The sequence below is a fragment of the Entomobacter blattae genome (genome assembly GCF_014672835.1).
In the GTDB taxonomy this organism is placed as follows: Bacteria; Pseudomonadota; Alphaproteobacteria; order Acetobacterales; family Acetobacteraceae; genus Entomobacter; species Entomobacter blattae.
The window spans coordinates 2,652,750-2,678,005 of the sequence record NZ_CP060244.1 but is presented as its reverse complement, the minus strand read 5'-3'; the positions used below and the strand labels follow the sequence as shown (position 1 = coordinate 2,678,005).

Sequence of the window (25,256 nt, the reverse complement as noted above, 5' to 3'; positions counted from 1 at the left end):
CTATCATGACAATTTTAAAAATTTTTCTTACCAATCTTCTGGCCCGTAAATCATTAGATATGGCGGAATATTCTCCTCTCTCGCGTCTTTACAGGATTTTTCCTTTAAGTGCGGGTGAATGTGGGGGATGTGGCATGGAATTCGAAAACCTTTTAGGAAGTGCTTACGGGGTAAACTCTCTGGGGCTTCAGGCTGTTACCACGCCCCAACAGGCGGATTTTCTTCTTTTGACTGGGGCGATTAGCTGTAATATGACCCCTGTGATTGAAGCCGCCTGGCAGCAGATTCCCAATCCCTGGGGAATTATCGCTTTGGGGCAGTGTGCCATCGATGGTGGGGAAAGTTTTGCCCGTAATTATGCCGTTAAGGGAGGGACACAAGGTTGGGTTGAAACTGTATTGAATATTCCTGGCTGTCCTCCTTCCCCTCTGGAGATTTTAACCGAGCTTATGGCATTGATGACGTTTGTGGAGGATCATCAGGGGCTTCCTTCAGAGCATGAGCATCTTTCTTCAGGCGAAGATAGCTCCGGTGGCTGAACGGTAACATACAAAGATATAATATTCCTGCAAAGGCCAGTGCCCCCCATGGGTCTGCTACAAGGATAGCTGTATATCCTCCCGTTCCGAGCAAAAGGGGAAGCACATATTCTGCGGGCACTTTAAAGTTCTTAAAAGACCAAACTGGTAAAGTCGATACCAACAAGAAGGAGGTTCCCGCCAAAAAAAGGGCAGAAAGCAAAGGTGTATGGCTAAAGGTAATAAGCCATTCTAACTGAAGTTTATGGCCCTCCAACCCTAGGAATATAGGAAAAAGGGCCAGTCCCGCTCCTGCGGGTGCGGGAACGCCTGTAAAAAAATTGCTGGCATATTTGGGTTTGAGGAAAATGCGGCTTTCCTCCAGCCCTAGGCTTGCATTAAAACGAGCAAGCCTAAGCGCCATGCAAACGGTAAACATAATGCAGGGTACAAAGCCGTATCGTCCTGCATGATCGAGAGACCATAGATAAAGGATAAGGCTGGGGGCTACCCCAAAGCTTAGAAAGTCTGAGAGGCTGTCGAACTCAGCCCCAAAATGACTGGTTGCCCTTAAGAGTCTGGCAATGCGCCCATCTACTCCATCAAGGCAGGCAGCAATTAACAAAGCAATGACGGCAAGGTTAAAATGCCCGTTTAACGCAAATCGTATGCTGGTTAACCCTGCACAAAGCCCTAAAAGGGTTAACAGATTGGGGACGAGCTTGTTGAAAGAGGGGCCTTTGACTCTGGGGCGTACACTTTTTCGCAGGCGCTTTAATCGGCGTTGTAAAAGAAGCGACTGGTTTTTGGCTGCTGAAGGGTCTGGGGTGTTTGGGGTGGGGGTAGGGTCAGGAATGGGCAATAATGGTTTCCCCCCCCGTCATACGCTGACCTTTACTCACCAAGGGAATAGCCCCTTCAGGAAGGTAGAGATCTGTTCTAGAGCCAAAGCGGATGAGCCCGAAGCGTTCGCCTTTCTCATAGCGCATGTTTTTTTGGGCCTCGCAAACAATGCGCCGGGCTATAAGGCCTGCTATTTGTACAACACCGAGTTTTGCCCCACTGTCCAGTTGCAGGGTTATACTGTTTCGTTCATTGGTTTCAGCTGTTTTGTCGAGGCTTGCATTCAAGAACTGGCCCGGATGGTAAACGGTTTGAACCACTTTTCCCGCAGCGGGCATACGGTTAATATGGACATCCAGTACTGAAAGGAATATGGCTACTCGCCAGCGTGGGACTTTCCCCAGGTTTAGCTCAGGGGGTGGAAGAACTTTTTCAACAGAAATAACTCTGCCATCAGCTGGGGCGACAATAGCTTTGGATATGGCGGGCGGAAACCGTTCGGGGTCCCTGAAAAAATACAGGCAGAAGCCAGCAAAAAAAATACCGCCGTTAAAGCAGATGCGGCCAACTTTGCCTGGTATAATAAATTTTCCTAGAAGGGCTAGGGCTCCGCCAGCAATGATGAACGGATAACCTGCGGGGTTAGGAGGAGCGATAACAAGTTTTGCAGATTTTATAAGCGACATGCGAAGAACCTCTATCCAGGGACAATGTTAGACTGCTTGTGGACATGTTATGGTTTTATAGGATGAAAATCAGATAGGCGCAAACTTAATCCATATCAGGTTTGCGTCCATTCTTTCTCTGTACTGTTTTGGGGATAATGGTTGGCATTGTTATATTGAGGAGAAAGAGATTGCGTTAAAAGACGCCTTGAAAAAAGCATGGCTTCTTTAGGAATGGGGTTATAGACGGTTTTACAAACCTCTGTCAGAATAAAGCCAGATAGGAAGGGAAAAAGGTTTCTTCCAATAAAATCCAAGCCTTGATAGAGAGGTTCTGGTATGCGGGAAATAGGGGAAAAGCTTACAAAATATTGCTTTTGGATGCTGAGGGAAGCTGCGGAGAATAACCGATCACATTGAAAGGTTCCCCATTTTTTTTCCAAATGGAAGGGAAACATATACCCCAAAATATTATACCGGTTGGGAAGGGCTATAATCATGCTGCCATTCTCCTTAAGGATACGCCGGCTTTCTTTTATAAGATGGAAAAGGCTTTTGCGAGAGAGAGCAGGGTGGATGAGAAAAATCCTATCGATACTGGAATCGGGAAAGGGAAGGTTCTCGCTAGAGCTGATACAACAGGAAGGAAAAAAATTGTCATGCTGAGAGAGGTTGGGAAAAGTGAGGGGCGTGTGCTCAGCGACCGGCCAAAGTGTCATGGTGGGTTGGGTTTGTTCTTGCCAGAGTGGGATATAGGGGGCTGTATACCCCAAGCCAAGTAAGGAAAGATGGTGAAGTGTGGGCCAGATCTGCAACAATATCCGGCCTAAATGCTTTTTGAAAGCCTGTCCGGCAGGGGTATTGTAAAAAGCGTTGTAGCAGACAAGGGGCATTTCTTGTGGTGAAGGGGTATGTTCCATCTTTTGAGTGGCCTTGCCTTGAGAGGCTGGAAAACAGACGCTTAAAAAACCTTGAAAGGGTGGTTTAAAGTAAAAGCAGCTCGGTTATGCAACCATGATTGTGGAAACGTTGGAGGGGTGGTTAGCATGCAAATAAATACTAGCCTGAAACTGTGCAACGAGGAATAGGATTTATAAATATTTCTTTGGCGGTTCCAAGCCAATCTTTGGATAATGAACTATCGGGGATAACGAACTATTGGAGAGAAGAGTTTATTGGTAAGAGGAGGGATGAAGCGTGAATATTGTTCCACTAACGGCTTTTTCTGATAATTATATATGGTTATTGCAAGGTGAGGATTTTATGGCGGTTGTTGATCCTGGGGCAGCAGGCCCGGTGATGACAGCCTTGGAAAAAAAATCTCATATCCTTGATGCTATTTTGCTGACCCACCACCATTCAGACCATACTGGTGGCGTTAGGGAATTACGAGAAAAATATGGGGCGAAAGTGTATGGTCCAGCCGCTGAAAAACAAAAAATGCCCCCTTTAGATGTTTTCCTTGCAGATGGGGAGGGTTTTGCTTTAGGCGGAGAGCATTTTACAGTTATTGAGACACCTGGCCATACTTTGGGGCATATTTGCTATTACGCTCAAAATAGTGGGCAAAATAGTGGGGTAGTTTTTACTGGAGATACCCTCTTTAGCCTAGGGTGTGGGCGAGTGTTTGAAGGTACAGCAGCTCAAATGTTCAACAGTTTGCAAAAACTTGAAAAACTTCCTCCCAATACTGAGGTTTATTGTGGTCATGAATATACACTCTCCAATGCCGCTTTTGCGCAATCTGTAGTAGCCCAGTCTATTGTTGCGGAGACTCCTTTTCTTACTGCACGGGTCCAGCAGGTTAAAACCTTACGGGAGCAAGGACAGCCTACCATTCCTGTATCATTGGAAGAGGAGGAAAAAACCAACCCCTTTCTTTTGGCTCAAACGGTGGAAGAATTTACTCGTTTACGTCTGGCCAAAGATCGGTTCTGAAAGAAATGTTCAAAAATTTTTCAAGACGGTCTAGCAAAAATATATATTTTCTGCATATCCCTTGTCCTCTGTCCTCTGTCCTCTGTCCTCTGTCCTCTGTCCTCTGTCCTCTGTCCTCTGTCCTCTGTCCTCTGTCCTCTGTCCTCTGTCCTCTGTCCTCTTTTTGGAAGGAGATGACTTTATGCAAAGGGCAAAGGGACTGCATCATCTTACTTCTCTTCTGAACCGCTTAGCATCCAAAATTCCCATGTGGATTATGGAGCAGGTTTTTCTCTCAGGCTTATGTTCTGATCTATCGGAAAAGACTCTTGAAGAGTTACAAAAACGTTTGGATGCCAATTCCCTAACAGCAGAAAAAGGATGGCAGGTTCGCATTGGTGAGAAAGAAGTAGAATTTGTCAGAACCGTTCGGGGGGTAAGGGAATCCTATTATCTTTCCAAAGATCGCCTCAGAGGAAGCGAAGTTGAGAAATTGACGGGTGAATATGAAGAATATATTCACCATTTTGCTCAACCTGCACAATTGGTGATGGAAGCAGAAGAGCATTCTATTGCAGGGCCAGCGAGTTTATTGGAAAAACTTTTGACTATAGGGCGTAAAGGGGTGAGTATCAACCGCTTTAAAGGCCTTGGAGAGATGAATGATGACCAGTTATGGCAAACAACCCTAGACCCGGTTACCCGCACTTTATTGCAAGTCACAGTTAGTGATGTTGAAAATGCCTCAGATGTGTTTTCTACCTTAATGGGGGATGTCGTTGTTCCTTATTCCTTATTCCTTGGAGGGTGAACTCTTTTGACGCAAGCATTCTCCAAGAGCCAAAACCAGAACTTTTTGCTTTCAGGAAGGCTTGGCCAAAGTTGGCTATGGAGTTCATTCCACTTAAAAAAACATCAAAACTTTTGCGGTGCTCGGCAGTAACTAGTAGGTCAAGAATGGGTTGTTGAGGGACGATGCCTTTAAATAGTGTGTGCATGCCCTCTTCTGGATCACAGATTGATATGGTATACAGGGTATCGCCATGGTAGCCCCCTTTAAAGCTTGGAAAAAGTTTAGAATTTGATGGCGATTCTTACCATCATCTTATGGACTCCAGACCTTTTAGAGCCATACATAATAGGAAAACCTTGTACCATTTCATAGAGCTCCCTTTATTCATAGAGTTCTCTTTATACAGTGAGAGCACAATGTTTAAGGAGTGGGGTGGTGTTGGGTGTTCTATACCAATTAGGGCGGCAATCTTAGAGGTGGGGGCGTAGACTTTGCACGATAGGGGCGGGGAGATCAGCCTTGATCATTTCAGCAGAGGGATAAGGAAGCCCTGGGTCACTGCCCTTGTTCAACACTCTTTATTCTGTTCAATATCCTCTATTCTCAGGTATTGTCTCTAAGATATTGTTAGGGGCTACCCGGTTTTCTATTCTCGTATTTTTTGTAGAAATCTTTTAATAAAAAGAAAAGGGAGCAGAATTCTGCTCCCCTCTTTTTCTATTGTCATTCAGAAGGGGTTAGGCGTTCTCTGGCAAGGTAGACATATCAATAACGAATCGATATTTAACTTTGCTGGCGAGTATTTTCTCGTAAGCATCGTTAATTTGGTCCATACGGATCATTTCAATATCTGCTGTAATATTGTGTTCACCACAGAAATTGAGCATTTCTTGTGTTTCTGCAATCCCCCCGATGAGGGAGCCTGCAAAGTTACGCCGTGGGAAGATCAACGAAAAAACCTCTACGGATAAAGGCTCATCAGGTGCTCCTACCTGAACCAATGTACCATCCCTCCGTAAAAGGTTAAAATAAAGGTTGATATCGTGAGGGGCAGCAACAGCATCGAGGATAAAATCAAACGATCTCCCCAAAGCCTTCATCGCTTGCTCATCTTTTGAAATAACCACATGGTGCGCACCAAGGCGCTTACCATCTTCAACCTTGCTTGGGCTGGTGGTAAATAAGGTGACATCGGCCCCCAGGGCCTTGGCAAATTTTACGGCCATATGCCCTAACCCACCAAGACCAACAATACCCACTTTTTGCCCCTTGGAAACTTTCCAATGCCGTAAAGGGGAATAGGTGGTAATGCCTGCACACAGCAAGGGCGCTGTTGCAGCCAGATCAAGATTTTTGGGAATGTTGAGCACAAAGCTTTTGTCAACAACAATAAACTTGGAATAACCCCCGTAAGTACGCTGACCGGGCATGTCTTTATCGGGGTCATTATAGGTGCCCGTCATTCCAACTTCGCAATATTGTTCCTCTCCAGCCAGGCAGCTAGGGCATTTACGGCATGAATTAACCATGCACCCTACCCCTGCAATATCGCCGACTTTAAAATTTGTAACATTTTGGCCTACTTCTGTGACACGGCCAACAATTTCATGTCCTGGAATAACAGGGTAGACACTGGAGCGCCATTCATTACGGGCGGTATGAATATCAGAGTGGCAGACACCACAGAAGAGAATTTCGATACGAACATCATCTGGGCCGGTTTCACGCCTTTGAAAAGAGAGTGGGGCAAGCGGGGTCGTTGCTGATTGCGCAGCGTATCCGGTACAGGCAAAAGCCATGTGATTCTCCAGGTAAAATAAAAAATTAAAATAAGTGGACGAATACTAATATGCTTGCAGTCTTTGGAGCAAGAAAAAAATAGTAATACAGTATAACATTACTTAAAGGTGAGATCTGACAATAGTAGGGGAAGTATTATAATTCATAATACTTTGAATCCACTTTAGAACGGGTGTTAGGGAGATATTGCCAAAATACAGTCTGTTATTTTTGAATGATAAGGGAAGTTTGAGGGCAGGCTTTGGATCTGAGGTTTTTGCCTGGGTCAGCAAAGACGTATAAGTTTTTAAAAGACTATAGATTTCGGGGGAAATTGCTCGTCTTTGCTGGAGGAGTTTGAGGGTGGCTTCGTAGTTCTCTAACTCAAGGACAAAGGCTCCTCCGAGAGTGGGAACGGAAGGGCTGTGGGTAGAAGGATTGTGAGCAGAAGTGGCTAGGGGAGCTAGGCCCGATGTGCCAGAGAACGCAATGTTGAGTGGACCCCATTTGGCTTTGGCGTTTTGAACCGTAAATTTTCCTCCCCTGTTCTGCCATGAGGAAAACCAGTGTTCTGTAAAAGGCGGTTGGGGTAAATGCCCTGTCAGGGTGCTTTGCCATTCAACGTCTGAGAGCATTCGGTCGTAAGGCCATTTGAGCGATGAATGCAGCTGAACTTTTTCTGCTGTTAAGGAAATCTGGGTTTGGGTGGTTTTGCTGGCTTGTGTGGGTGTCCAAAGAATTTCACTTTCAAGCTTTGGAACAATAACGACATTGTCTGGCCCTGCACCTGCCAGCGCAATATGAAAGAGCTGGGTTGCTATTTTGGCATGGTGAAGCATGGAAGTGGAGAATGCCGGCACCAAAATAGAGAATTTTTGGGCCCAAAACCTGATCGGAGGAAAGGAGAGGGGTGTTTCTGGATTCTCTTTCGGTCCAATGGATAAAGCTTGTAAGCCTTGAATATCGAACCGTATTGTTGAGGGATGTAAAAGGGTAAAATTTGCTGCAATTTCTCTGCCTGACCATTGTATGGTTTCGTTCCAGGGGGAAAGTTTGCCTGTAAGGGTAATGTTGGTGATGACAATCTTGGCCGAAAACGGCCAGCCGGCTTTGGTATAGGAAAATTTAGGAATGATCCACCCACGGTTTTTAAGGGTGTTGGTATAGTCTTTAAGGTTTTGTTCTAGGTGGTTTTCAACCTGATTCCAAATCACATGGTAAGTCAGCACAAAAGAGGGAATGACCACAACGGCGAGAAGAAGGAGCAGCCTGGATTTTTGCCGAATAAAAGAAAGCACACCAGAGCAGGCAGACAGAAATATTTTCATCGATATTTAAGGCTTTGTCGGGATTTGGAACTGTATCGTTGGTTTTATGTATCATTGGTTTTCCAATGTGATGGAAAGAGAACGTATTGACAATCGTTTTAATGATCGGCGTTGTTTTTTATTTTTAAAAATATGAGGAAAAAAATGAGGGGCTGGTTTTTGCCAAGAATGTATGGGTCTTCTTACCCTCATGGTGTGAAACTAGAACCGCTATAAGACCGTTATGAAGTAAAAATTATTTGAGGGCGACTTTATGGCCTATTAACTGTGATCAAATGATTTTGATAAAAAACAGTTAATATTTTCGTGACGGATTACAAATAATGCTCTTAAAATCTATGGCGTGTGGTCACGAATAAAAGGGACCTGAGTGTTCGATTTATCAGTCACTATATTAAAATGAATAGTTAATAAATAATAGATATAGATAGGAATAATTGATGGTTAATCATGAAGGTGAACCACACCAACAGGTAGATATTCTTATTGTTGGTGGTGGGGTCAATGGCGCTGGCATAGCCAGAGATGCATCTGGGCGTGGGCTTAAAGTCATGCTCGTAGAAAAGGATGATCTCGCAAGCCATACATCTTCGGCAAGCAGTAAGCTGATCCATGGCGGCTTACGGTATTTGGAATATTATGAATTTCGCCTTGTCAGGGAGGCCCTGACAGAACGGGAAAACCTTTTAAAGATTGCACCTCATATTATTTGGCCCATGCGTTTTGTGCTTCCTCATGAGAATAATGTAAGGCCTGCATGGCTGGTTCGCCTTGGGCTTTTTTTATATGACCATTTGGGGAAAAAACAAACGCTACCTCGTTGCCAAGGGGTTTCTTTTAAAAATACGGTCTATGGTGCCCCCATAAAGTCTTCAATTGAACGGGGTTTTATCTATTCTGATTGCGCTGTTATGGATAGCCGGCTTGTTGTGTTGAACGCCATAGATGCTGTTCGCCATGGGGCCGATGTTAGGGTGCATACCCGTCTTGTATCGGCTAAAAGAGACCAGGATCAGTGGGTTGCAGAAATTGAAAACACAACAACAGGAAAGCAAACCACCGTTCGGTGCAAGGTTTTGGTAAATGCGGCTGGACCGTGGGTAAGCTCTATCCTGAGTGATACACTCTCCCTTGGGCATGAAAAGAACCTGCGCCTTGTGAAGGGCAGCCATATTATTGTTCCCAAATTGTACGAAGGGACTTTCGCCTATATCCTTCAAAATCCTGATAAACGGATTGTTTTTGCCATTCCTTATGAGGAGCAGTTTACGCTGATTGGCACAACCGATATTCCCTGGAAGAAAGACCCCCAGGTTGTTGAAATTTCAGAGGAAGAAGTTTCGTATCTGTGTGAAACCATTAACCGTCATTTCCGCAAGAAAATTTCTGCAAAAGATGTTGTCTGGAGTTACGCAGGTGTAAGGCCCCTTTATGATAATTCTGCCCAAAATGCCTCTGCTGTTACCCGTGATTACGTGTTTGACATTAATGCCCCAGAGGGGGGGGCTCCGATTTTATCCATTTTTGGAGGAAAAATAACCACTTATCGTAAGCTGGCAGAACACGCCATGGAAAAACTCCTTCCCTATTTTCCCGAACTCTCTTCTCGCTCAGCATGGACAGCCACAAAGGCGCTTCCAGGGGGTAATCTTGGCAAGTCAGGCTTCGGAGGGTTGTTGGACATATTACATGAAAAGGCCGGCTTCCTTGATGAGCGCATGCTCTATCGTTTGGCCCGTACTTATGGCAGTGCTGCCTTTAATATTATCGGCAATAGCAAAAAGCCTGAAGACTTGGGGAAAGATTTTGGGGGCGGCCTGACAGAATCAGAAATACTCTATTTAATTAAGCATGAATGGGCCCGTAAGGGGGAGGATATATTGTGGCGTCGTACACGTATGGGGCTACATCTTACGGCTGAACAATCAAGAGAAGTAGACAGTTTTGTAGAAGAGACTGTGGCAAAACACCGAGATAACCTTTTTTAATCACCAGGGGTGAAATTGATATGCTAGACAGTATTCTTGATAAAAGACGTTATCTTGGCGAACTCCTTTCAGAAGCCATTGCTGTTTTTATTATTATTGCCTTTGGTAACTCGGTAGCGGCGATGTATACCCTTTATGCGCCTAGCCCCTATCAAACCGCGTATTGGGGGGTTTGTATGGCATGGGGCCTTGGGGTGACAATTGCCATTTATGTAACAGGTTCGGTCAGTGGCACCCATGCTAACCCAGCTGTGACCTTAGCGCTTGCCTTTTATCGTGGGTTTTCGTGGAAAAAGGTTATTCCCTATTGTATTGCTCAACTTATAGGGGCCTTTCTTGGAGCCGTTCTGGTTTATTCACTTTACGTTCCGGTGATTGATCATTTTAATGAGATTCATCATTTGGAGCGGGCAACGGGTGGGGCTGCTGGTGTGTTTTTTACCCAGCCTGGCTTGGCAATTACGACCCTTCATGCTTTTTATGATGAGATTGTCCTAACGGCCTTTCTTATATTTGGGATTTTTGCCGTTACCGACCAATATAACGAGATGGCACCTGGTGCCAATTCGGGTGCACTCATTATTGGGCTTATTGTGGCAGCCATAGGGGCTTCTATGGGCTATTTGGAAGCTTGGGCCATTAACCCTGCCCGTGATTTGGGCCCCAGGATTTTCTGCTTTTTCATGGGGTGGGGTCATTCAGCTTTTCCCGGCAATCAGGGTTATTGGTGGGTCCCTATTGTTGCCCCACTCATTGGTGGTGTTGTTGGGGGTGGTTTGTATAAGTTTCTGGTTCAGGCCTTCTTTATCAGAAAGGAAGAAAGCCTTTAACTGAGCCCCTCTGTTGCTCGTTATCCTAGATTGCTTCAATTCAAGGGCCAGATCGAAAAGCAACAATAAGGGGTAAGCCGTGCCTTTTCTAAGCCTTTTGACATATTATTACACATTCTAAGCTCATTCTTAAGAGAAAGTCGCGTTATGCATAATACAAGAAATCATGTTCTTTCAATTGATCAGGGAACTACGTCTAGCCGAGCAATTGTTTTTGATGATCAGGCAGCAGAAAAAGCTGTATTCCGTAAGGAATTTCACCAGTATTACCCTACACCTGGCTGGGTTGAACATGATGTTGAGGAAATATGGCGTGATGTTGTTTCTGTCTGTAAGGAAACAATTTATAAAGCGGGGGGTGTCGATAGGATTGCCTCTATAGGCATTACCAACCAGCGTGAAACGATTGTTGTTTGGGATAGAATCACCCATACCACCGTTTATAATGCCATTGTCTGGCAGGATAGAAGAACAGCAGAACGATGCGAAGCCATGAAAAAAGAAGGGCTGGAGCCCATTGTTCAGCAAAAAACAGGCTTGTTACTGGATCCTTATTTTTCAGCCTCTAAATTGGCTTGGATTTTAGACAATGTTCCTAACGTTCGTGAGCGGGCAGAAAAAGGCGAGCTCGCAGCAGGAACAATAGACTGTTTTCTTCTTTGGAAGCTAACAAATGGGCAGGTTCATGCCACAGATATTACCAATGCAAGCCGAACATTATTATTTAATATCCACGAGGAAGAATGGGATGATGACTTGCTGAGACTATTCAATATTCCACGGGCTATCCTGCCAAAAGTTCATCCTAACAGCCATATTTATGGTGAAACACACCCCACTTTGTTCGGTCGTTCTATTCCGATAGCCGGTATGGCTGGAGATCAGCAATCGGCTATGATTGGCCAAACCTGTTTTAAACCTGGTATGGTTAAATCTACCTATGGAACGGGATGTTTTATGCTGCTCAATACGGGGGATGAAGCAGTTAATTCTGAAAACAGGCTATTAACCACCATTGCTTATCAAATCAATGGTGTACGGCATTATGCCCTGGAAGGCTCAATTTTTGTGGCGGGTGCTGGTATTAAATGGCTGCGTGATGGCCTTGGTCTTATTACCTATGCGGCTCAAACCCATGATATGGCTACCCGTATCCCCAATAATGGGGGGGTTTATATGGTGCCAGCCTTTGTTGGAATGGGTGCTCCTTACTGGATGCCAGACGCCAAGGGGATGATTTGTGGTCTAACCTTAGATAGTACGGCTGCTCATGTGGCCCGTGCTGCTCTTGAATCGATTGCTTACCAAACGTATGATTTGGAGAATCAGTTTAAAAAGGAAGCAGGCGGTAATACAGAAACGGTGAGAGTCGATGGTGGTGCCGCAGCCAATGAATGGTTCTGTCAGTTTCTAGCCGATATTTTAGATATTAAGGTTGAGCGTCCTGTTCAACTTGAGACCACAGCTCTAGGTGCAGCCTTTTTGGCAGGCCTTGCGACCGAGGTTTGGCCAGATCTGGCAGCCTTAGAAAAAACCTGGAAGATTGGCTCTGTGTTTGAGCCCAAGATGAAACAGCCTGAGAGAAATCAGCTTCTTGCTGGTTGGAAAGATGCCGTAGCTCGCACACTTTTACCGCATCAAGCCTCATAGGGGTTTTTAAAAAAAATATATATAAAGCCCCTATCATTTGCTAGAAGGATAGGGGTTTTTATTTTTATGATTTTATTTTTATGAAGAGTAACAAGGATAGAGTGATGACTCATTTGGAAGAAAACGATTTTAAGGAAGATATTATTACTTCAGACTCAGAAAATGGTATTTTACAGGGAGGAGAAAAAGACCTCCGTACCGTAAAGGCCAACCCCAATTATTGGTATCCCATCGCGTGGTCATACGAGATTGATCGTGGCAAAGCCCATGCGGTGGAGTTTGCAGGTGAGCCCATTGTTTTGGTGCGTCCTGAAAATGGAGAGATTTTTGCTCTGGAAGATCGCTGCTCTCATCGGCAAGTGCCTCTGAGCAAGGGGGTGGTAGAAGGGCAGGCCGTTCGGTGTTGCTATCATGGGTGGACCTTTGATACCACAGGAAAATGTGTTGATGTTCCTTATTTGGGCAAGGGGAAATTGCCAAATGGAGTCTGTGCTTATCCTTGTCAAGAGCAGAACGGTGTAGTGTTTATTTTTCCTGGGGATAAGACCAAGGCTGCCACTACCCCTTTGCCTAAACTGGCAGAAACCGCTAATCCTGATTATAAAACACGCAAGTTTAACCCACGAGTAAACTGCCACTATACTTTCATGCATGAAAACTTGATTGATATGAACCATCAGTTTTTACACAGAAATATTATGGGGCGGATCAAGGCTCGGTTTTTAGGGAAACAAACGGGCGATAATTTTATTGAGGTGAAATATAGCTTTGCCCGTGTGGGAAATAAGCAACCTCTGGCAGAAGCCTTAATTTTTGGTAAACACCATCAATATGAAGATGGTCAGCAACCTATTGATGAAATTGTTACAATCCGTACCGAATATCCTTATCAAACTTTACGGGTAACCAGTAAAGATGGAACCGATATGATTAGTTTGTGGGTTTGTTATTTACCGCAGGGAAAAAATCAGGAAAAGACAAAGGCCTTTGGGCTTCTTTCTGTTAAACGTCCTAAAACCCCTTTTCTGATTGATGCAATCTGGCCCGTTTTTGGCCTGTTTACCTACAAGATTTTTCTAGAAGATAAGGACATTGTTGAGCTTGAGCAAAAGGCCTGGATTGATCAAGGCAAAAAAGATTGGAATGTAGAGGTTTTCCCCGTCGTCAGGGATTTACGTACAGTATTGCGTAATAATGGGGTATAAACTGGCCAAACCCCATTTTGTGTCATTGTCTTTATCTTAAAGGATTTTTTGGTTCGTTTAATAAAACCTTCTCTAATAAATTCCCTCCCTTTAAGGGCTGCTTACCGTTGTTTAGGCCTTAATCTTTCTCTGTGGAGAGGCGCTGAGGAGAGGAGTGGTTGGCTAAAAGGGTTGTTTCTCCATTTTCTCCCATGTTTCCTGTAAGGTGGTAAGAAGCTCCTTACGGGGAAGGGTGGGAGAAAGGGGGAGGCCAACACGGATGTATATAGTGCCCCTAAATTTTAATATTCCCTTTTTAGGCCAGTGCAGGCCAGAGTTGGTGATAACTGGAAAAATGGGAAGTTTCGTTTCCTTAGCTAAAAGGGCAATTCCGGGCTGAATGGGCAGATGCTCTCCATAGGAGGTGCGGGTTCCCTGCGGGAAAATAATAATCTGAAAGCCTTGGGCTGCTTTTTCAATGGCTGTAGCAGTAAGCTTTCTCAGTGCAGCACTTCCGCCCTTGCGGTCGATGGGGATCATTCCTGCCAGAAGGAGCATGGGGCCCAGAAGTGGGATACGGGTTAACTCATGCTTCATGATATAGGCCGGTCGGGAAAGGATATTCATCCATACCAATGTATCAAAGGCAGACTGGTGCTGGGAGGCAATAAGAAAAGGCCTATCTTGTGGCAATTTCTCTAATCCCTGAACATCAATTTGAATGTGGCATATCCATTTAAGCCCAAAAATGGAAAGGGCCGTCCAACATTTAGCATAGGCTAGGGCATAATGGGGTATAAACCAGCGTATGATAAAAGCCAAAACACCCATCATCAGGGTGAGCATTATAAAATAAAGTAGGAAAATAATAGAACGAATGAGGGTCATGAGAGTGAAGGGTGGGTATGAAAAAGAAGGGAGTAGGTACGAGTAAGACCTAAGTAGGCTACAATAAATTTCATATATTCTCGCATATAAAGATATAAGGCGTGGGAGGTATAAGGTTGTTTCATAATGGGGGAATTAATACTGTAGGGGTACAGGGCTGTTTGTGGTAGCACGGCCCGCATTTCTGTCATTGCTCGGCGAATATGGTAGCCTGCTGTTACGACAATAAGGCTTTTCATATCGTTGGCCTGAACCCAGCTTGTTGTTTCAGCAGCATTGCCAAGGGTGGTTAAGGCATGGTGGCCCAGTACAATTCGTTGCCTTAAGGCAGGGGAGATCTCTGCTGGGATAAGTCTTTGCAGCTCATCTAAGGTTGTTTCTTGGTTAACCCCTGAAATAAGCAAATATTTTGCCTTGTTTTTCTTAAGAAGGTAGAGGGCTGTTTCTATGCGGTTGGGGCCGCCTGTTAAAACCACTATGCCATCCACTGGAAAGGGAGGCAGGGGACGCATTTTTTGAGAATCTGCAAAAAACCAGGTAAATCCTACGAGCCATGCCAAGGTCATACCACCCAAAACCATGGTGGTTCCTAGGGCAATTTTTTTGTACTTGCTTGAAAGTCTGTTTAGAGAAGACGTTTGAGCCATGTTCTAACAGTAATCTGTGTTGTTACCCACCCAATAAAGGCAGCAATGAAAGGGATCATCAATAAGGATATAAGCAATGGAGAGGAAAGCGCAACAGCGGGTTCAAACCAAAGCGTATGGGCAGTGGTAGTCCGAGATGGTAGAACGGGTGCCAAATGCTGGTGGGTGGTGATCAGCTTATTCAAAGTGGTGGTGGGGAGTGCCAATGCAGGGAGAGAAGAGGGGTTTTGCAGCGCACCTTTCGAGAAAGGTTCAACCACTTGGGCCAAAAATATCAGAAAGGGAAGGGAAAGGAGTGTGCCTGCAAGCCCGCCTAAAAAGGCTAAAAAGGCGATCCGACGGGAAAAACGATGGGCAATATATCCATCTGATGCCCCGAGGGAATGGATAATGCCGATGGCATTTTTACGGGCAGTAATGCCGGCTTTGGTGGCGATGGTAATAACAGCAATGGAAATGGCCACGACTACTCCTAAGGCTATGGTTATACAGAGCTGCAAACTGATCGCCAAAACATGGAGGCGGGTACTCCATTGGGTACTTCTTTCGATGGAGCCATCAGGAACAAGATGGTGAAATTGCTGAATAATAGGTTCAGGGAGGGCCGCATTGGGGGCTAAATGAACCTTGATTAGGTCGGGGAGGGGAAGGGAGAAAAGGTTTTGTTTTTGAGAAGACGTGGTGGGGTCCTTATTTTGGCTCTCATTCGGAAGCGCGGGTAAGGGCAAAGGAGCAGCATGGGGGGCAGAAGGGGAAAGCCCGAGCCAAGGTGTCAGCAGGCCGTGAATTTCTTCAGCGCTGAGTTGATGTACGGAGAGAATGGCCTTGTTGGGTTGAGTCAGTAAAGCCATGAGGGTTTGGGTTCGTGTTTCTGGCAGGGAAGCTTCGTGAGAGTTTGCATTCTCAGCAGAAGGCGTTTGAGGGGAAGAAGATTTTTGGGCGATGGGGGGAAGTTTAACGGCAGGAAGTTTTGGGACTTGAAAAATAATGACAGAGGCCGCTCCATTAACCCAACGCTTGGCTAAAATATGGGCCCCATAAGATCCTGCAAAGGCAAAGGAGGCCAATAGGCCCATGGCAGCCACCATAAAGGGAAGCAGCCGGCTTACAAGGGTTTTCCGTAAGGAAAGCCCATCTGATGAGCGGGAGTGATCTGAAGGATTCAGGTGTTTATCCTTCATCGGTGATTTGCCCCTTTTTCATGTGAATGTGGCGGGCGGGGAACTGATTGATTAGGGCAGTATTATGAGTTGCAAAAATAACCGTTGTTTTTTGCTCGTTCAATGTTTTTACCAACTCCATGAAACGCAATATCTGGTTTTGGTCTAGTGCACTGGTTGGTTCGTCTAGAAGTAGGATAGAAGGGCGAATAACAAGTGCGCGGGCAATGGCAATGCGTTGTTGCTCACCCCCAGAGAGTTTAGAGGGAATGGTATGGGCTTTTTCAGAAAGATCAAGCCAGTCTAATAGTGGCAGGACTTTTTTTTGAATCTCTTGTTCACCAATATGTTTAAGCCTCAGGGGGAGGGCGATATTGTCATAGGCTGTCAGCTCCTCCAGCAGCTGGAAATCCTGATGCACCATTCCCATTTTCTGGCGCAGGTCGGTAAGGATATGGCGTTTTTTATAGTTGATCGGTGTAGAAAGTATTTCAAGCTCCCCAGAGCTTGGGCGCTCTTGGAGGTGAATAACCCGTAAAAGGGTTGTTTTTCCTGCACCGGAATCCCCAATAAGCCAGCGAAACCCCCCCTGCCCAATTGTAAGGTTTACGTTTTGTAAGGGCGTTTGTAAGTGAGATGAACGTTTATAACGAACGCTTACGTTATCCAGCCGGATCATAGGGGCTCTCTTTTCTTGGAGGAAAAGATTTTTCTGATTTGCAAAAAATTAAAGGCAAGCTGATCCTCTTAGAGATAAGAGATAAGAGATAAGAGATAAGAGATAAGAGATAAGAGATAAGAGATAAGAGATAAGAGATAAGAGATAAGAGATAAGAGATAAGAGATAAGCCGATGGCAGCAAGGATGTTTAATCCCGAAGGCTTTTTTAGAGTTCGCGGGCAGCGAGGGCACTGACGGTTGCCCCAATGGCTGCTAAAAGCATAAGCAGAAGTCCGTCAACGATCAGGCCGTGTGGGGTTAGGGTGTAATGAGAGATGGTAATTTCACTGGGAATAATATGTGAAAGGGGCTCTGCCAGATGAGAGGCTTGCGGTTCAGCACTGGCCAGTTTTTGGCCTAGTTCCTGTAAGGTGTGGGGCAGAAAGCTCCAGCCTATACCCACAATAAGAAAAAGCGGGGCCAGCAGTTCAGCCAATTGCTGTGTAAAATAAAAGGCGCAGTGTATAATCGCCCACAGGATTGTTCGTAGAGAGAAAATAGAGGTTATAGGGGCAGGGTGGTTGCTTGGAGCAGACGATAAAGGGGTTGGGGTTTTATCCTGAAGGCGGGAGAAGATATTGTTCATAGAGGTGCATTACTTTACTTTTGGATTTGGCCTGAATAGTTTTTGCAACACTGTTTTAGTTTAACTAAAATGGTGGGGGCAAGCAATAAAGTAAAATTCCATCGATGAAACACATTGAGAGATACTGTTATTATGGCGGTTATCACTAAAAAGAAGCTTAAAACAAGATGAAAAAAAATTCTGGCAAGCCTTTTCATATTGTTTTAGTTGAGGCCTCAGATGAGCAGACCCGGCAAACCTCTGCCCTGCTTGAACAGCATGGGTTTAAGGTGACCCGTTTCTCCAATGCGGAAGAGACACTTTCAGCTCTGGATAATATTGTGCCTGATTTAATGTTGGTGGATTATCACCTTCCAGGAATGAATGGGGGGCAGCTTGTAAGCCAGGTCAAAATTGGGGCGGCCACTTGGTTTTTGCCGGTTCTCCTTCAGATTAGCGAAAATCACAGAGAGGAAATTGGGCGAAAGGGGCTGGAAAGTGGTGCTGATGACTGTATCAGCAAGCAAGCGAGCTCTGCATTATTAATCCTTAAGATAAGGGCCTTGTTACGTCAGCAAGATGAGGTGCAGAACCGCCCTTCCATTACGGGGTTTCGCAGGGCCAGCATTCTGGTCGTTATGGATCCTGATGAGGATCAGAGCAAGGTATTACTAGATATTTTGAGGGAAGATGGGCACGATGTCCAGACATTGTCTGACCCTTGTGAGATTTTTGCTTATTCTGACACCCACCCCATAGCAGAGTGGCCCGATTGTTTTATTGTCGATCTTCTCTCTTATCGTTTTGACAGTATTGCCTTTTGCCGTATTATTGATGAACAGCGAGAAAGAATGCTGAAAACCACTGGGCGTTCCCTTAGGCTCGTAGCATTTGGAACGGGTCATGAAAAGGATAGGGATCTTGCTCAGCTTGCTTACGAGGCAGGGGTGGATGATCTGGTTCCTTATGATGTTGAGCGTAACCTCCTTGCCCTTCGCATCGCTACTCTCTTGAAGCGAAAATTGTTTCAAGATGAAACACGCAGGCTGGAGATCGAGCGTCATGACCGGCAAACAGTTATGGAAATGGCGCGAACCGAGGCTCGTGGCAACGCAGCCAAAGCAGCCCTGGCTGAAGCCCTGGCCAGTGCGAACAGTGATCTTGAAAATAAAAACAAGCAGTTGCAGCATATGCAATCCCAGCTTGTGCAAACGGCCAAGATGGCCTCCTTAGGGGAACTTGTTGCGGGGATTGCCCATGAGATTAATAATCCATTGGCTTTTATTCTTGCTCATAAGAATACCATAGTGGCCCTTTTGAAAAAAATGGAATCCCAACTTCAGGATGTGTATGGGGTCTCAGACAATCAAGAGGGGCGTTTAGACCCACAGCGAAATTTCACCTATTATAATGCAAATGTCGCCATGCTTGAAAAATGCCAGAGCAGGGTTGCCTCTATGGAGATTGGCCTTGAGCGGATCAGGAATCTGGTGCAAAGGCTTAGGAATTTCTCTCGCCTTGATGAAGCAGAATACCAGCAAATCAACGTTCCGGAAACTCTGGAAACTGTGTTGGTTTTACTTAAACCCAAGCTGGGTACTATTATCAGTGTAGAAAAACATCTTACGGCACCGCCTATTCTCTTGTGCCAACCAGCTTTGCTCAATCAGGTCATTATGAATATTATTTCCAATGCAGCTGATGCGATTGCTGAAGCCCTGGAGCATAAAAGCATCTCCTATGGTCATATCATGATAGAGACAGAGCTTCGTCAAACAGATCTTGGGTTGTGCTATGCCATTATTATTGCCGATAATGGAGAGGGGATAAAAGAAGAGGTTAGAGAGCGGATATTTGAACCTTTCTTTACAACCAAACAAGTGGGATTAGGCACGGGGTTGGGGTTATCTATTGCCTATAATGTGGTGAAGGCCCATAAGGGAAGAATCGAAGTGGATGTAAATGAGACAAGAGGTACACGGATGGTGGTTCTTGTTCCCTGCCAGAAACCAGAAAAGGGATATCCTGTAGCAGGAGGTAAAAAATAATTTCTCAAAAGAGGCTATAGCCATGTTGAAATTTTCGTTAATCGCCCCAAAAACCCCAAAACCTGTTGTGCTGTTGGTTGATGACGAGCCCGAAATTCTTCTTGCTCTGACGGATCTTCTGGAAGACGAATTTGAGATTGTGGCAACGGGAAACCCCTTTGAAGCTTTGGAGATTGTTAAAACCAACACGACGATCTCTGTCATTATTTCTGACCAGAGAATGCCAGGCATGAATGGAGATCAGTTCTTGACCCGTGCACGGCAGTTTACATCTGCTCCGGCTATTTTTCTTACGGGTTATGCCGATATGGAGGCCGTGATTACGGCCCTTAACCAGGGCAGAATCATGTTTTTTTCTCATAAACCGTGGGAGGAGAGCATGCTTCTTTCCATGGTCAGGCAGGCCGTTGGGCATTTCCAGATGGGACAAGATTTGGCCGTAGAACGCGTGTTAATGCAGGGTTTGTTAGACAATATTACAGAAGGGCTGGCTTTTAAGGATAAAAGGGGTTGCTTTATTCGCCTTAATGAACAGGCTGCTCAGAGTTTTGGCCTTGCTGCTGAGGAATGCCTTGGCTTGACAGAAGAAGAATGCCAACAAAAAAACCGTGCCGCTCTCAAGCGTCGTGTGACTTATCGGGTCGAGCACACCGACCGTATAGAAGAAATGGTAGAGCTGAGTGATGCCAGTTCAGACAAGGCTTTAAAATGGCTGCATGTTTTGCGTATAAACCTGTCTACCATGTTCAAGGCGGGGTCTTTTTCTGTTGTGATAGAGCACGATGTTACGGAATTCAGAAAACTTGAGATCCAGCTTCAGCAGGCTGAAAAAATGCTGGCCCTGGGAACCATGGCTGGCGGAATTGCACATGATTTTAACAATATTTTGGCTTCTCTTATGGGATCCTTGGAGATGATGGAGCAGCTGTCCTGTGTTCATGAGGAGCAAGGCCGTATCTTGCTGAAAAATGCATTTTCTGCTGCCCAGAAAGGAAGCAAACTGACCCAACGGCTTTTAAGTTTTAGCCGCCAACAGGAGATAAATCTCCAGAATCTTGATATTGTTGAAACCCTCTCTCGCCTACATACCCTGCTTGAGCAGGCCATAATGAAAAGGATTGAGGATAGAAACAAAAAAACGGGAACATCTGCTCAAGTCCGGCTTATCTATCACTTACCTCAGGAAGGGCAAGGCCCATATCGCGCCTTTACTGACCAAGAGCAACTGGAAATGGCGTTGATGAATCTCTGTCTAAATGCTGTTGATGCCATGCCAGTAGGAGGGGAAATTACCCTCGCGGTGGAGAAATATACTGTTCAGCCCAATGAACAAGGCCAGGAGCTTTTAGCTGGTCAGTATATTATGGTGTCTGTCACTGACACCGGAATGGGCATGTCTGAAGAGGTGAAGTCTCGTATTTTTGAACCGTTTTTTACCACTAAACATGGAGGGGACGGCACAGGGTTGGGGCTTGCCATTGTTTATAGCTTTCTTAAGCAGCAAGGGGGCAATATTAGCATTAAGAGCGAGGTTGGGAAAGGAAGCTGCTTTCAGCTTTTTCTGCCCGTTACCCAAAATATTAGGGAAAAATTCCTTTAAAATTGGCATTTTGTTGGCTGATTTCTGCCTAATCTCTTTCATCATTCTCTGCCAGTGCGCCAGAGGACAGAAGGCTGCTCTCATACTTTTTCTTCTCCCAACACTTATTGGGCGCCTTATAGGCTTGGATGCCCTCCATCGCTCCACATATCCAACTCCAGATACCCTCATTTAGATACGCCTCACCTCGTGCGCCCCACCCTAAATGTGCACTGAAGCCTAAATGTGCATTGAAGATGGTACTCGCATCTGGCAACGATTACCCAAATGGAAGGAACCGGCCTCCACCCCACTCTCGTCGGAAACAAACGCGATCTCTTTTGAGGAAACCCGTACCTATCTTGCCCAGCTGCTGTGCAGGAAGGCAGAAACAGAAAGGCAGAAAATAGAGCGGGTCAGACCGATTCTGCAGGTGTGATCACCACAATCTTCCAGCCCTCCCAACCCGATACTGGCCTTTATTTTCATCCTGCTTTTTTTGAGGGTAAAGACCAGGTTTGTCCGAAACGGGCAGCGTTTTGTCTTTTCTCCTCTTTGGTCCCCTCCCTGGTAAGATGAACTTCTAGTGATAGGGTCTGAATTGATTGGAAAAACTCTTATATCCCCTGTTAAGATTGTACGTATTTTTCAAAAAAGAAAAGAATGACGACGAGGAAGAGAGGTTGCTTTGTGTTGGCCAGCGATAGGTTAGGGATAGGTATAGATGGATAGCCTTATAAAAAGAGAATTATGTTATTGTTCTGCTTCTTTTGGGCAGGGTTCGGTTCATCTATTCCCCAATCTCTCTGAAAAAGAGAATTTTGCAGTATTAGCGCCAAAAACTATGAAACAAAAAACCATTTTGCTCGTAGAAGACGATTCTGTTTTGCGTAACTTACTTGTTGATTTGCTAGATGATATGAAGTTTTCTGTTCTTCAGGCAGAAGATGGCCAGGCAGCCGTAAGCCTGATAAAAGCCATGAAAGGGGAGAATCGTCAGGTTGATCTGCTTCTAACCGATGTTGGCCTACCAGGGTTGAATGGGCAAGAAGTTGCCCGTTTGGCTCATACCATTTGGCCAGCTATATCGGTTCTCTTTATCACAGGCTATGCTCATGGCATAACGAATGGTCTTTCCCTTACTAAAAAAATACAGGTTTTAACTAAACCTTTTTCGTTAACATCTTTAATGCAAAAGGTCGAAGAGCTGGTTTCTTCTCCATAAATTTCAGTGATTTTTTATTCCATACTTTCCAATCCGTTCTGTTCAATATCGCTCATGCTACTGGCCTGCTCCGCGTTCGCTCGCCACTACTAGCGGAATCTCTGTTGATGTCTTTTCCTCCAGGTACTGAGATGTTTCAGTTTAGGGGTCTTTTAAGAAAGTTCTTTTTTATGGGGGAAAGCGATGATATGAAACGCAGTAATTCTATTGCGCTCGCTTTTTACAAAAAAAAGGCTTTTCATAAAACTACTCTATAAAGAGGTAAAAGTTTTACAGCCTGCTTTTTTATTGGCTTTGCGCATGCTGCTCTCTCTTGTGTTTTCATTTAGTAATTCTATTTATAATGGCTATGTATAATATTCATCATTTTACAAATAACCATGACCCCGTTGGTTGGCATGGTACCACTATTTTATGTGTCCGTAAGGGAAATAAGGTGACCATGGCTGGTGACGGCCAGGTTACACTAGGGCAAACTGTTATTAAAGGCAATGCACGCAAGGTGCGCCGCATTGGGAATAATAACGATATTTTAGCAGGTTTTGCCGGTGCTACAGCCGATGCCTTTACCCTGCTCGAACGTTTAGAGGCCAAGCTTGAGCGTTATCCCCGTCAGCTAGAACGGGCCTGTGTTGAATTGGCCAAAGATTGGCGGACAGATCGCTACTTGCGTCGACTCGAGGCCATGATGGCCGTAGCCGATGCTTATCATTCATTTACTTTAACCGGGAATGGAGATGTGTTAGAGCCGGAAGATGGCATTATTGCTATTGGATCGGGGGGGAACTTTGCCCTTTCAGCGGCACGGGCCTTAATTGGAATAGAGACCCTTGATGCAGAGGAGATTGCTCGTAAAGCGATGAAGATTGCAGGCGATATTTGCGTTTATACGAACCATTCTCTAATTCTGGAAACTTTGGAATATACTGAATCTGAAGGGGATGAGTAATGGAGATTCCAACCCTTTCCCCACGGGAAATTGTAACAGAGCTTGACCGTTATATTATTGGCCAGGACGATGCTAAACGGGCTGTAGCGATTGCATTGCGTAACCGGTGGCGTAGAGCCCAGCTTCCGCTGGAAATGCGAGAGGAAATTGTACCCAAGAATATCTTGATGATTGGCCCGACCGGTTGTGGAAAAACCGAGATAGCCCGTAGATTAGCAAAGCTGGCACAGGCCCCGTTTCTTAAGGTGGAAGCCACTAAATTTACTGAGGTTGGCTATGTTGGCCGGGATGTAGAAAGTATTATCCGTGATTTGGTCGATGCCTCCTTGGGGATGCTTCGCGATGTTAAACGGCGGGATGTGGTGCAAGCTGCCCATGAGCGAGCAGAAAACCGGCTTTTGGATGCGCTGGTGGGAGAAAATGCCTCAGCAGAAACACGAAACAAGTTTCGGCGTATGCTTCAAAATGGGGAGCTGGAAGACAAGGAGGTAGAAGTTTCGGTGAGTGATGCAGCACCGGCTTCTCCAGGGATGGATCTTCCCGGAATGATGCCTGGGACCGTCATTAATCTTACCGATATGATGAAGGGGCTCATGAATAAATCGCCCCAGCCTCGCAAAATGAGTGTTAAGAAAGCCCGCGAAGCACTGGAGCGAGAGGAGGCAGATGCCCTTCTTGATAATGATGCTATAGCTCATGAGGCTGTTGAGCATGCCCAAAATCACGGTATTGTTTTTTTGGATGAGATCGACAAAGTCTGTACCAGTAGCGAGCGGGGGACACGTGGTGGGGATGTCTCGCGCGAGGGGGTGCAGAGGGATCTTCTTCCCCTTATAGAAGGGACAACCGTTTCTACCAAATATGGTCCAGTTAAAACAGACCATATTCTTTTTATTGCTTCTGGAGCCTTTCATGTTGCCAAACCGGCCGATCTCTTGCCGGAGTTACAAGGCCGCTTGCCAATCAGGGTGGAGCTGTCCCCCTTATCGCGTGAGGATTTACGGCGGATTTTAACTGAGCCTGAACATTCATTGCTAAAACAATATAAAGCCTTGATGCAAACGGAGGGGGTCAGTCTGGGTTTTTCAGAAGAGAGTATTGATGCCCTGGCTGACTTGGCTGCTGATATTAACGACCGTGTGGAAAACATTGGAGCCCGGCGATTGGCAACGGTTATGGAACGTCTTCTTGAGGATATCTCCTTTACAGCCTCTGAGCATGATGGGGAGCAGATTAAGATAGAAGCAAAAGATGTTCAGGAAAAAGTTGCGCCTATGGCAAAAAAAGGTGACTTAAGCCGCTTTATTCTTTAACTTCCCATCCGGAACTTTCCATCTGGGGTTTTTTAGAATCTATAACAGACATAACCCTTTTATGGGGGTCTTCAGATGTTTGGACTGTTTAGAAAATGCTACAGAAAAGCGTGGGATTATTTTCGTAAAGTTAGGTTATGGGTATGGTGGCTTCGTCGTTTGTTATTCCTCAGGAGAAAAGTGCAGTAGAGGCTATTGCGGCGTTGGAAGACGAACTCTCTCTTTTTGATGACTGGATGCAGCGTTATCAATATATTATAGAGCTTGGCCATACCTTGCCACCGTATCCGCCGGAATGGGCTGATGAGCAGCATAAAATTCCAGGGTGTCAAAGCCAAGTATGGTTAGAGGTTGCAAAGGAAGATGGCCAGCTTTACTTTGCAGGTGCATCAGATGCTGCAATTGTTTCAGGCTTAGTTGCCATGGTATTACGTGTTTATTCTGGGCGTACGCCAGAGGAAATTTTAACAACGAAAGTGGATTTTCTTAAGGAAATGGGGCTGCTGGAAGCTTTATCTACTAATCGTGGAAATGGTATAGCCTCCATGGTTAAAGTCATTCAAGAAACGGCTCGCCATAATCTCCAGGCAGAGTAAAAATTGAGTAAAGTGTCTTATTAAACGCTGGCTTATCACCCCTCATTCCGCAGTGCAAGAAATTGAGGAGG

General features: G+C 45.3%; 24 protein-coding genes. 14 read left to right on the top strand and 10 right to left on the bottom strand.

From position 1 onward, the window contains the following. Nucleotides 1–5 precede the first annotated feature (5 nt). A complete protein-coding gene (locus JGUZn3_RS12110; protein WP_203413750.1) occupies nucleotides 6–539 on the top strand; it encodes an NADH-quinone oxidoreductase subunit B family protein in 534 nt (177 codons plus the stop codon). On the opposite strand, the gene JGUZn3_RS12105 is transcribed toward JGUZn3_RS12110, so the two are convergent. From JGUZn3_RS12105 to JGUZn3_RS12095, 3 genes are all read right to left on the bottom strand, one after another. Then, entirely contained in the window at nucleotides 448–1,374 is a 927-nt protein-coding gene (locus tag JGUZn3_RS12105; protein WP_203414935.1) for a CDP-alcohol phosphatidyltransferase family protein, read from the bottom strand. The genes JGUZn3_RS12110 and JGUZn3_RS12105 overlap by 92 nt on opposite strands. Then, nucleotides 1,367–2,047 (bottom strand): phosphatidylserine decarboxylase, encoded by a 681-nt coding sequence (locus JGUZn3_RS12100; protein ID WP_203413749.1) that lies wholly within the window; start codon nucleotides 2,045–2,047, stop codon nucleotides 1,367–1,369. The genes JGUZn3_RS12105 and JGUZn3_RS12100 overlap by 8 nt, the downstream gene beginning before the upstream one ends. A 95-nt stretch (nucleotides 2,048–2,142) precedes the next feature. Beyond that, the gene (locus tag JGUZn3_RS12095) at nucleotides 2,143–2,946 is read right to left on the bottom strand and encodes a methyltransferase domain-containing protein (RefSeq protein ID WP_203413748.1); all 804 of its coding nucleotides are present in this window, start codon (nucleotides 2,944–2,946) and stop codon (nucleotides 2,143–2,145) included. A gap of 277 nt (nucleotides 2,947–3,223) precedes the next feature. On the opposite strand from JGUZn3_RS12095, the gene gloB reads away from it, so the two are divergent. Both gloB and JGUZn3_RS12085 read left to right on the top strand, forming a co-directional pair. After that, nucleotides 3,224–3,964 (top strand): hydroxyacylglutathione hydrolase, encoded by a 741-nt coding sequence (gene gloB, locus JGUZn3_RS12090; RefSeq protein WP_203413747.1) that lies wholly within the window; start codon nucleotides 3,224–3,226, stop codon nucleotides 3,962–3,964. A gap of 181 nt (nucleotides 3,965–4,145) precedes the next feature. Continuing rightward, the gene (locus JGUZn3_RS12085) at nucleotides 4,146–4,754 is read left to right on the top strand and encodes a DNA gyrase subunit B family protein (protein ID WP_203413746.1); all 609 of its coding nucleotides are present in this window, start codon (nucleotides 4,146–4,148) and stop codon (nucleotides 4,752–4,754) included. A 719-nt stretch (nucleotides 4,755–5,473) separates the two neighbouring features. On the opposite strand, the gene JGUZn3_RS12080 is transcribed toward JGUZn3_RS12085, so the two are convergent. Then, nucleotides 5,474–6,535 carry an NAD(P)-dependent alcohol dehydrogenase gene (locus tag JGUZn3_RS12080; protein ID WP_203413745.1) on the bottom strand — a complete coding sequence of 354 codons (1,062 nt, stop codon included), beginning with the start codon at nucleotides 6,533–6,535 and terminating at the stop codon, nucleotides 5,474–5,476. 102 nt (nucleotides 6,536–6,637) lie between these two features. Then, nucleotides 6,638–7,843 (bottom strand): DUF2125 domain-containing protein, encoded by a 1,206-nt coding sequence (locus tag JGUZn3_RS12075; RefSeq protein WP_203413744.1) that lies wholly within the window; start codon nucleotides 7,841–7,843, stop codon nucleotides 6,638–6,640. Nucleotides 7,844–8,283: 440 nt separating this feature from the next. Between JGUZn3_RS12075 and glpD the strand changes: the two genes are divergently transcribed. From glpD to JGUZn3_RS12055, 4 genes are all read left to right on the top strand, one after another. After that, nucleotides 8,284–9,831, top strand: a complete 1,548-nt coding sequence (glpD, locus tag JGUZn3_RS12070) for a glycerol-3-phosphate dehydrogenase (RefSeq protein ID WP_203413743.1) — start codon at nucleotides 8,284–8,286, stop codon at nucleotides 9,829–9,831. A 20-nt stretch (nucleotides 9,832–9,851) separates the two neighbouring features. Further along, on the top strand, nucleotides 9,852–10,661 hold the full coding sequence (locus JGUZn3_RS12065; RefSeq protein ID WP_408871750.1) for an MIP/aquaporin family protein: 810 nt from the start codon (nucleotides 9,852–9,854) through the stop codon (nucleotides 10,659–10,661). Between the two features lie 147 nt (nucleotides 10,662–10,808). Further along, nucleotides 10,809–12,311 carry a glycerol kinase GlpK gene (gene glpK, locus JGUZn3_RS12060; protein ID WP_203413742.1) on the top strand — a complete coding sequence of 501 codons (1,503 nt, stop codon included), beginning with the start codon at nucleotides 10,809–10,811 and terminating at the stop codon, nucleotides 12,309–12,311. A gap of 104 nt (nucleotides 12,312–12,415) precedes the next feature. After that, complete coding sequence (locus JGUZn3_RS12055) at nucleotides 12,416–13,516, top strand: Rieske 2Fe-2S domain-containing protein (RefSeq protein WP_203413741.1); 1,101 nt, start codon at nucleotides 12,416–12,418, stop codon at nucleotides 13,514–13,516. A gap of 162 nt (nucleotides 13,517–13,678) precedes the next feature. On the opposite strand, the gene JGUZn3_RS12050 is transcribed toward JGUZn3_RS12055, so the two are convergent. From JGUZn3_RS12050 to JGUZn3_RS12030, 5 genes are all read right to left on the bottom strand, one after another. Next, nucleotides 13,679–14,329 (bottom strand): lysophospholipid acyltransferase family protein, encoded by a 651-nt coding sequence (locus JGUZn3_RS12050; RefSeq protein WP_238996831.1) that lies wholly within the window; start codon nucleotides 14,327–14,329, stop codon nucleotides 13,679–13,681. A gap of 50 nt (nucleotides 14,330–14,379) precedes the next feature. Next, complete coding sequence (locus JGUZn3_RS12045) at nucleotides 14,380–14,964, bottom strand: YdcF family protein (RefSeq protein ID WP_203413739.1); 585 nt, start codon at nucleotides 14,962–14,964, stop codon at nucleotides 14,380–14,382. A 44-nt stretch (nucleotides 14,965–15,008) separates the two neighbouring features. After that, nucleotides 15,009–16,211 (bottom strand): cell division protein FtsX, encoded by a 1,203-nt coding sequence (locus tag JGUZn3_RS12040; RefSeq protein ID WP_203413738.1) that lies wholly within the window; start codon nucleotides 16,209–16,211, stop codon nucleotides 15,009–15,011. Continuing rightward, a complete protein-coding gene (locus JGUZn3_RS12035; RefSeq protein ID WP_203413737.1) occupies nucleotides 16,201–16,869 on the bottom strand; it encodes a cell division ATP-binding protein FtsE in 669 nt (222 codons plus the stop codon). The genes JGUZn3_RS12040 and JGUZn3_RS12035 overlap by 11 nt, the downstream gene beginning before the upstream one ends. A 207-nt stretch (nucleotides 16,870–17,076) precedes the next feature. Further along, nucleotides 17,077–17,496, bottom strand: a complete 420-nt coding sequence (locus JGUZn3_RS12030; RefSeq protein WP_203413736.1) for a hypothetical protein — start codon at nucleotides 17,494–17,496, stop codon at nucleotides 17,077–17,079. Nucleotides 17,497–17,663: 167 nt separating this feature from the next. Here JGUZn3_RS12030 and JGUZn3_RS12025 point away from each other — a divergent pair, with 167 nt between their 5' ends. The 7 genes from JGUZn3_RS12025 (at nucleotide 17,664) to JGUZn3_RS11995 (ending at nucleotide 25,185) form a co-directional block, all read left to right on the top strand. Continuing rightward, on the top strand, nucleotides 17,664–19,523 hold the full coding sequence (locus tag JGUZn3_RS12025; RefSeq protein ID WP_203413735.1) for an ATP-binding protein: 1,860 nt from the start codon (nucleotides 17,664–17,666) through the stop codon (nucleotides 19,521–19,523). 22 nt (nucleotides 19,524–19,545) lie between these two features. Next, the gene (locus tag JGUZn3_RS12020) at nucleotides 19,546–21,123 is read left to right on the top strand and encodes an ATP-binding response regulator (protein WP_203413734.1); all 1,578 of its coding nucleotides are present in this window, start codon (nucleotides 19,546–19,548) and stop codon (nucleotides 21,121–21,123) included. A 223-nt stretch (nucleotides 21,124–21,346) separates the two neighbouring features. Further along, nucleotides 21,347–21,541 carry a hypothetical protein gene (locus tag JGUZn3_RS12015; RefSeq protein ID WP_203413733.1) on the top strand — a complete coding sequence of 65 codons (195 nt, stop codon included), beginning with the start codon at nucleotides 21,347–21,349 and terminating at the stop codon, nucleotides 21,539–21,541. 285 nt (nucleotides 21,542–21,826) lie between these two features. After that, nucleotides 21,827–22,327 (top strand): response regulator, encoded by a 501-nt coding sequence (locus JGUZn3_RS12010; protein WP_203413732.1) that lies wholly within the window; start codon nucleotides 21,827–21,829, stop codon nucleotides 22,325–22,327. A gap of 349 nt (nucleotides 22,328–22,676) precedes the next feature. Next, nucleotides 22,677–23,276 carry an ATP-dependent protease subunit HslV gene (gene hslV / locus JGUZn3_RS12005; RefSeq protein WP_203413731.1) on the top strand — a complete coding sequence of 200 codons (600 nt, stop codon included), beginning with the start codon at nucleotides 22,677–22,679 and terminating at the stop codon, nucleotides 23,274–23,276. Further along, entirely contained in the window at nucleotides 23,276–24,589 is a 1,314-nt protein-coding gene (gene hslU, locus JGUZn3_RS12000; RefSeq protein ID WP_203413730.1) for an ATP-dependent protease ATPase subunit HslU, read from the top strand. Before hslV ends, hslU begins: the two co-directional genes overlap by 1 nt. 143 nt (nucleotides 24,590–24,732) lie before the next feature. Next, on the top strand, nucleotides 24,733–25,185 hold the full coding sequence (locus JGUZn3_RS11995) for a SufE family protein (RefSeq protein WP_408871749.1): 453 nt from the start codon (nucleotides 24,733–24,735) through the stop codon (nucleotides 25,183–25,185). Nucleotides 25,186–25,256 lie beyond the last annotated feature (71 nt).

What these genes read in the sequence shown, in the direction of transcription:
- JGUZn3_RS12020 (WP_203413734.1), top strand. Translation starts at nt 19,546, where the DNA reads ATGTTGAAATTTTCGTTAATCGCCCCAAAAACCCCAAAACCTGTTGTG.
- JGUZn3_RS12030 (WP_203413736.1), bottom strand. Translation starts at nt 17,496, where the DNA reads ATGAACAATATCTTCTCCCGCCTTCAGGATAAAACCCCAACCCCTTTA.
- JGUZn3_RS12025 (WP_203413735.1), top strand. Translation starts at nt 17,664, where the DNA reads ATGAAAAAAAATTCTGGCAAGCCTTTTCATATTGTTTTAGTTGAGGCC.
- JGUZn3_RS12040 (WP_203413738.1), bottom strand. Translation starts at nt 16,211, where the DNA reads ATGAAGGATAAACACCTGAATCCTTCAGATCACTCCCGCTCATCAGAT.
- JGUZn3_RS12055 (WP_203413741.1), top strand. Translation starts at nt 12,416, where the DNA reads ATGACTCATTTGGAAGAAAACGATTTTAAGGAAGATATTATTACTTCA.
- JGUZn3_RS11995 (WP_408871749.1), top strand. Translation starts at nt 24,733, where the DNA reads ATGGTGGCTTCGTCGTTTGTTATTCCTCAGGAGAAAAGTGCAGTAGAG.
- JGUZn3_RS12050 (WP_238996831.1), bottom strand. Translation starts at nt 14,329, where the DNA reads ATGATGGGTGTTTTGGCTTTTATCATACGCTGGTTTATACCCCATTAT.
- JGUZn3_RS12010 (WP_203413732.1), top strand. Translation starts at nt 21,827, where the DNA reads ATGGATAGCCTTATAAAAAGAGAATTATGTTATTGTTCTGCTTCTTTT.
- JGUZn3_RS12100 (WP_203413749.1), bottom strand. Translation starts at nt 2,047, where the DNA reads ATGTCGCTTATAAAATCTGCAAAACTTGTTATCGCTCCTCCTAACCCC.
- JGUZn3_RS12080 (WP_203413745.1), bottom strand. Translation starts at nt 6,535, where the DNA reads ATGGCTTTTGCCTGTACCGGATACGCTGCGCAATCAGCAACGACCCCG.
- JGUZn3_RS12065 (WP_408871750.1), top strand. Translation starts at nt 9,852, where the DNA reads ATGCTAGACAGTATTCTTGATAAAAGACGTTATCTTGGCGAACTCCTT.
- JGUZn3_RS12015 (WP_203413733.1), top strand. Translation starts at nt 21,347, where the DNA reads ATGTGCATTGAAGATGGTACTCGCATCTGGCAACGATTACCCAAATGG.
- JGUZn3_RS12085 (WP_203413746.1), top strand. Translation starts at nt 4,146, where the DNA reads ATGCAAAGGGCAAAGGGACTGCATCATCTTACTTCTCTTCTGAACCGC.
- glpK (WP_203413742.1), top strand. Translation starts at nt 10,809, where the DNA reads ATGCATAATACAAGAAATCATGTTCTTTCAATTGATCAGGGAACTACG.
- JGUZn3_RS12110 (WP_203413750.1), top strand. Translation starts at nt 6, where the DNA reads ATGACAATTTTAAAAATTTTTCTTACCAATCTTCTGGCCCGTAAATCA.
- glpD (WP_203413743.1), top strand. Translation starts at nt 8,284, where the DNA reads ATGGTTAATCATGAAGGTGAACCACACCAACAGGTAGATATTCTTATT.
- hslV (WP_203413731.1), top strand. Translation starts at nt 22,677, where the DNA reads ATGTATAATATTCATCATTTTACAAATAACCATGACCCCGTTGGTTGG.
- hslU (WP_203413730.1), top strand. Translation starts at nt 23,276, where the DNA reads ATGGAGATTCCAACCCTTTCCCCACGGGAAATTGTAACAGAGCTTGAC.
- JGUZn3_RS12075 (WP_203413744.1), bottom strand. Translation starts at nt 7,843, where the DNA reads ATGAAAATATTTCTGTCTGCCTGCTCTGGTGTGCTTTCTTTTATTCGG.
- JGUZn3_RS12045 (WP_203413739.1), bottom strand. Translation starts at nt 14,964, where the DNA reads ATGGTTTTGGGTGGTATGACCTTGGCATGGCTCGTAGGATTTACCTGG.
- JGUZn3_RS12095 (WP_203413748.1), bottom strand. Translation starts at nt 2,946, where the DNA reads ATGGAACATACCCCTTCACCACAAGAAATGCCCCTTGTCTGCTACAAC.
- JGUZn3_RS12035 (WP_203413737.1), bottom strand. Translation starts at nt 16,869, where the DNA reads ATGATCCGGCTGGATAACGTAAGCGTTCGTTATAAACGTTCATCTCAC.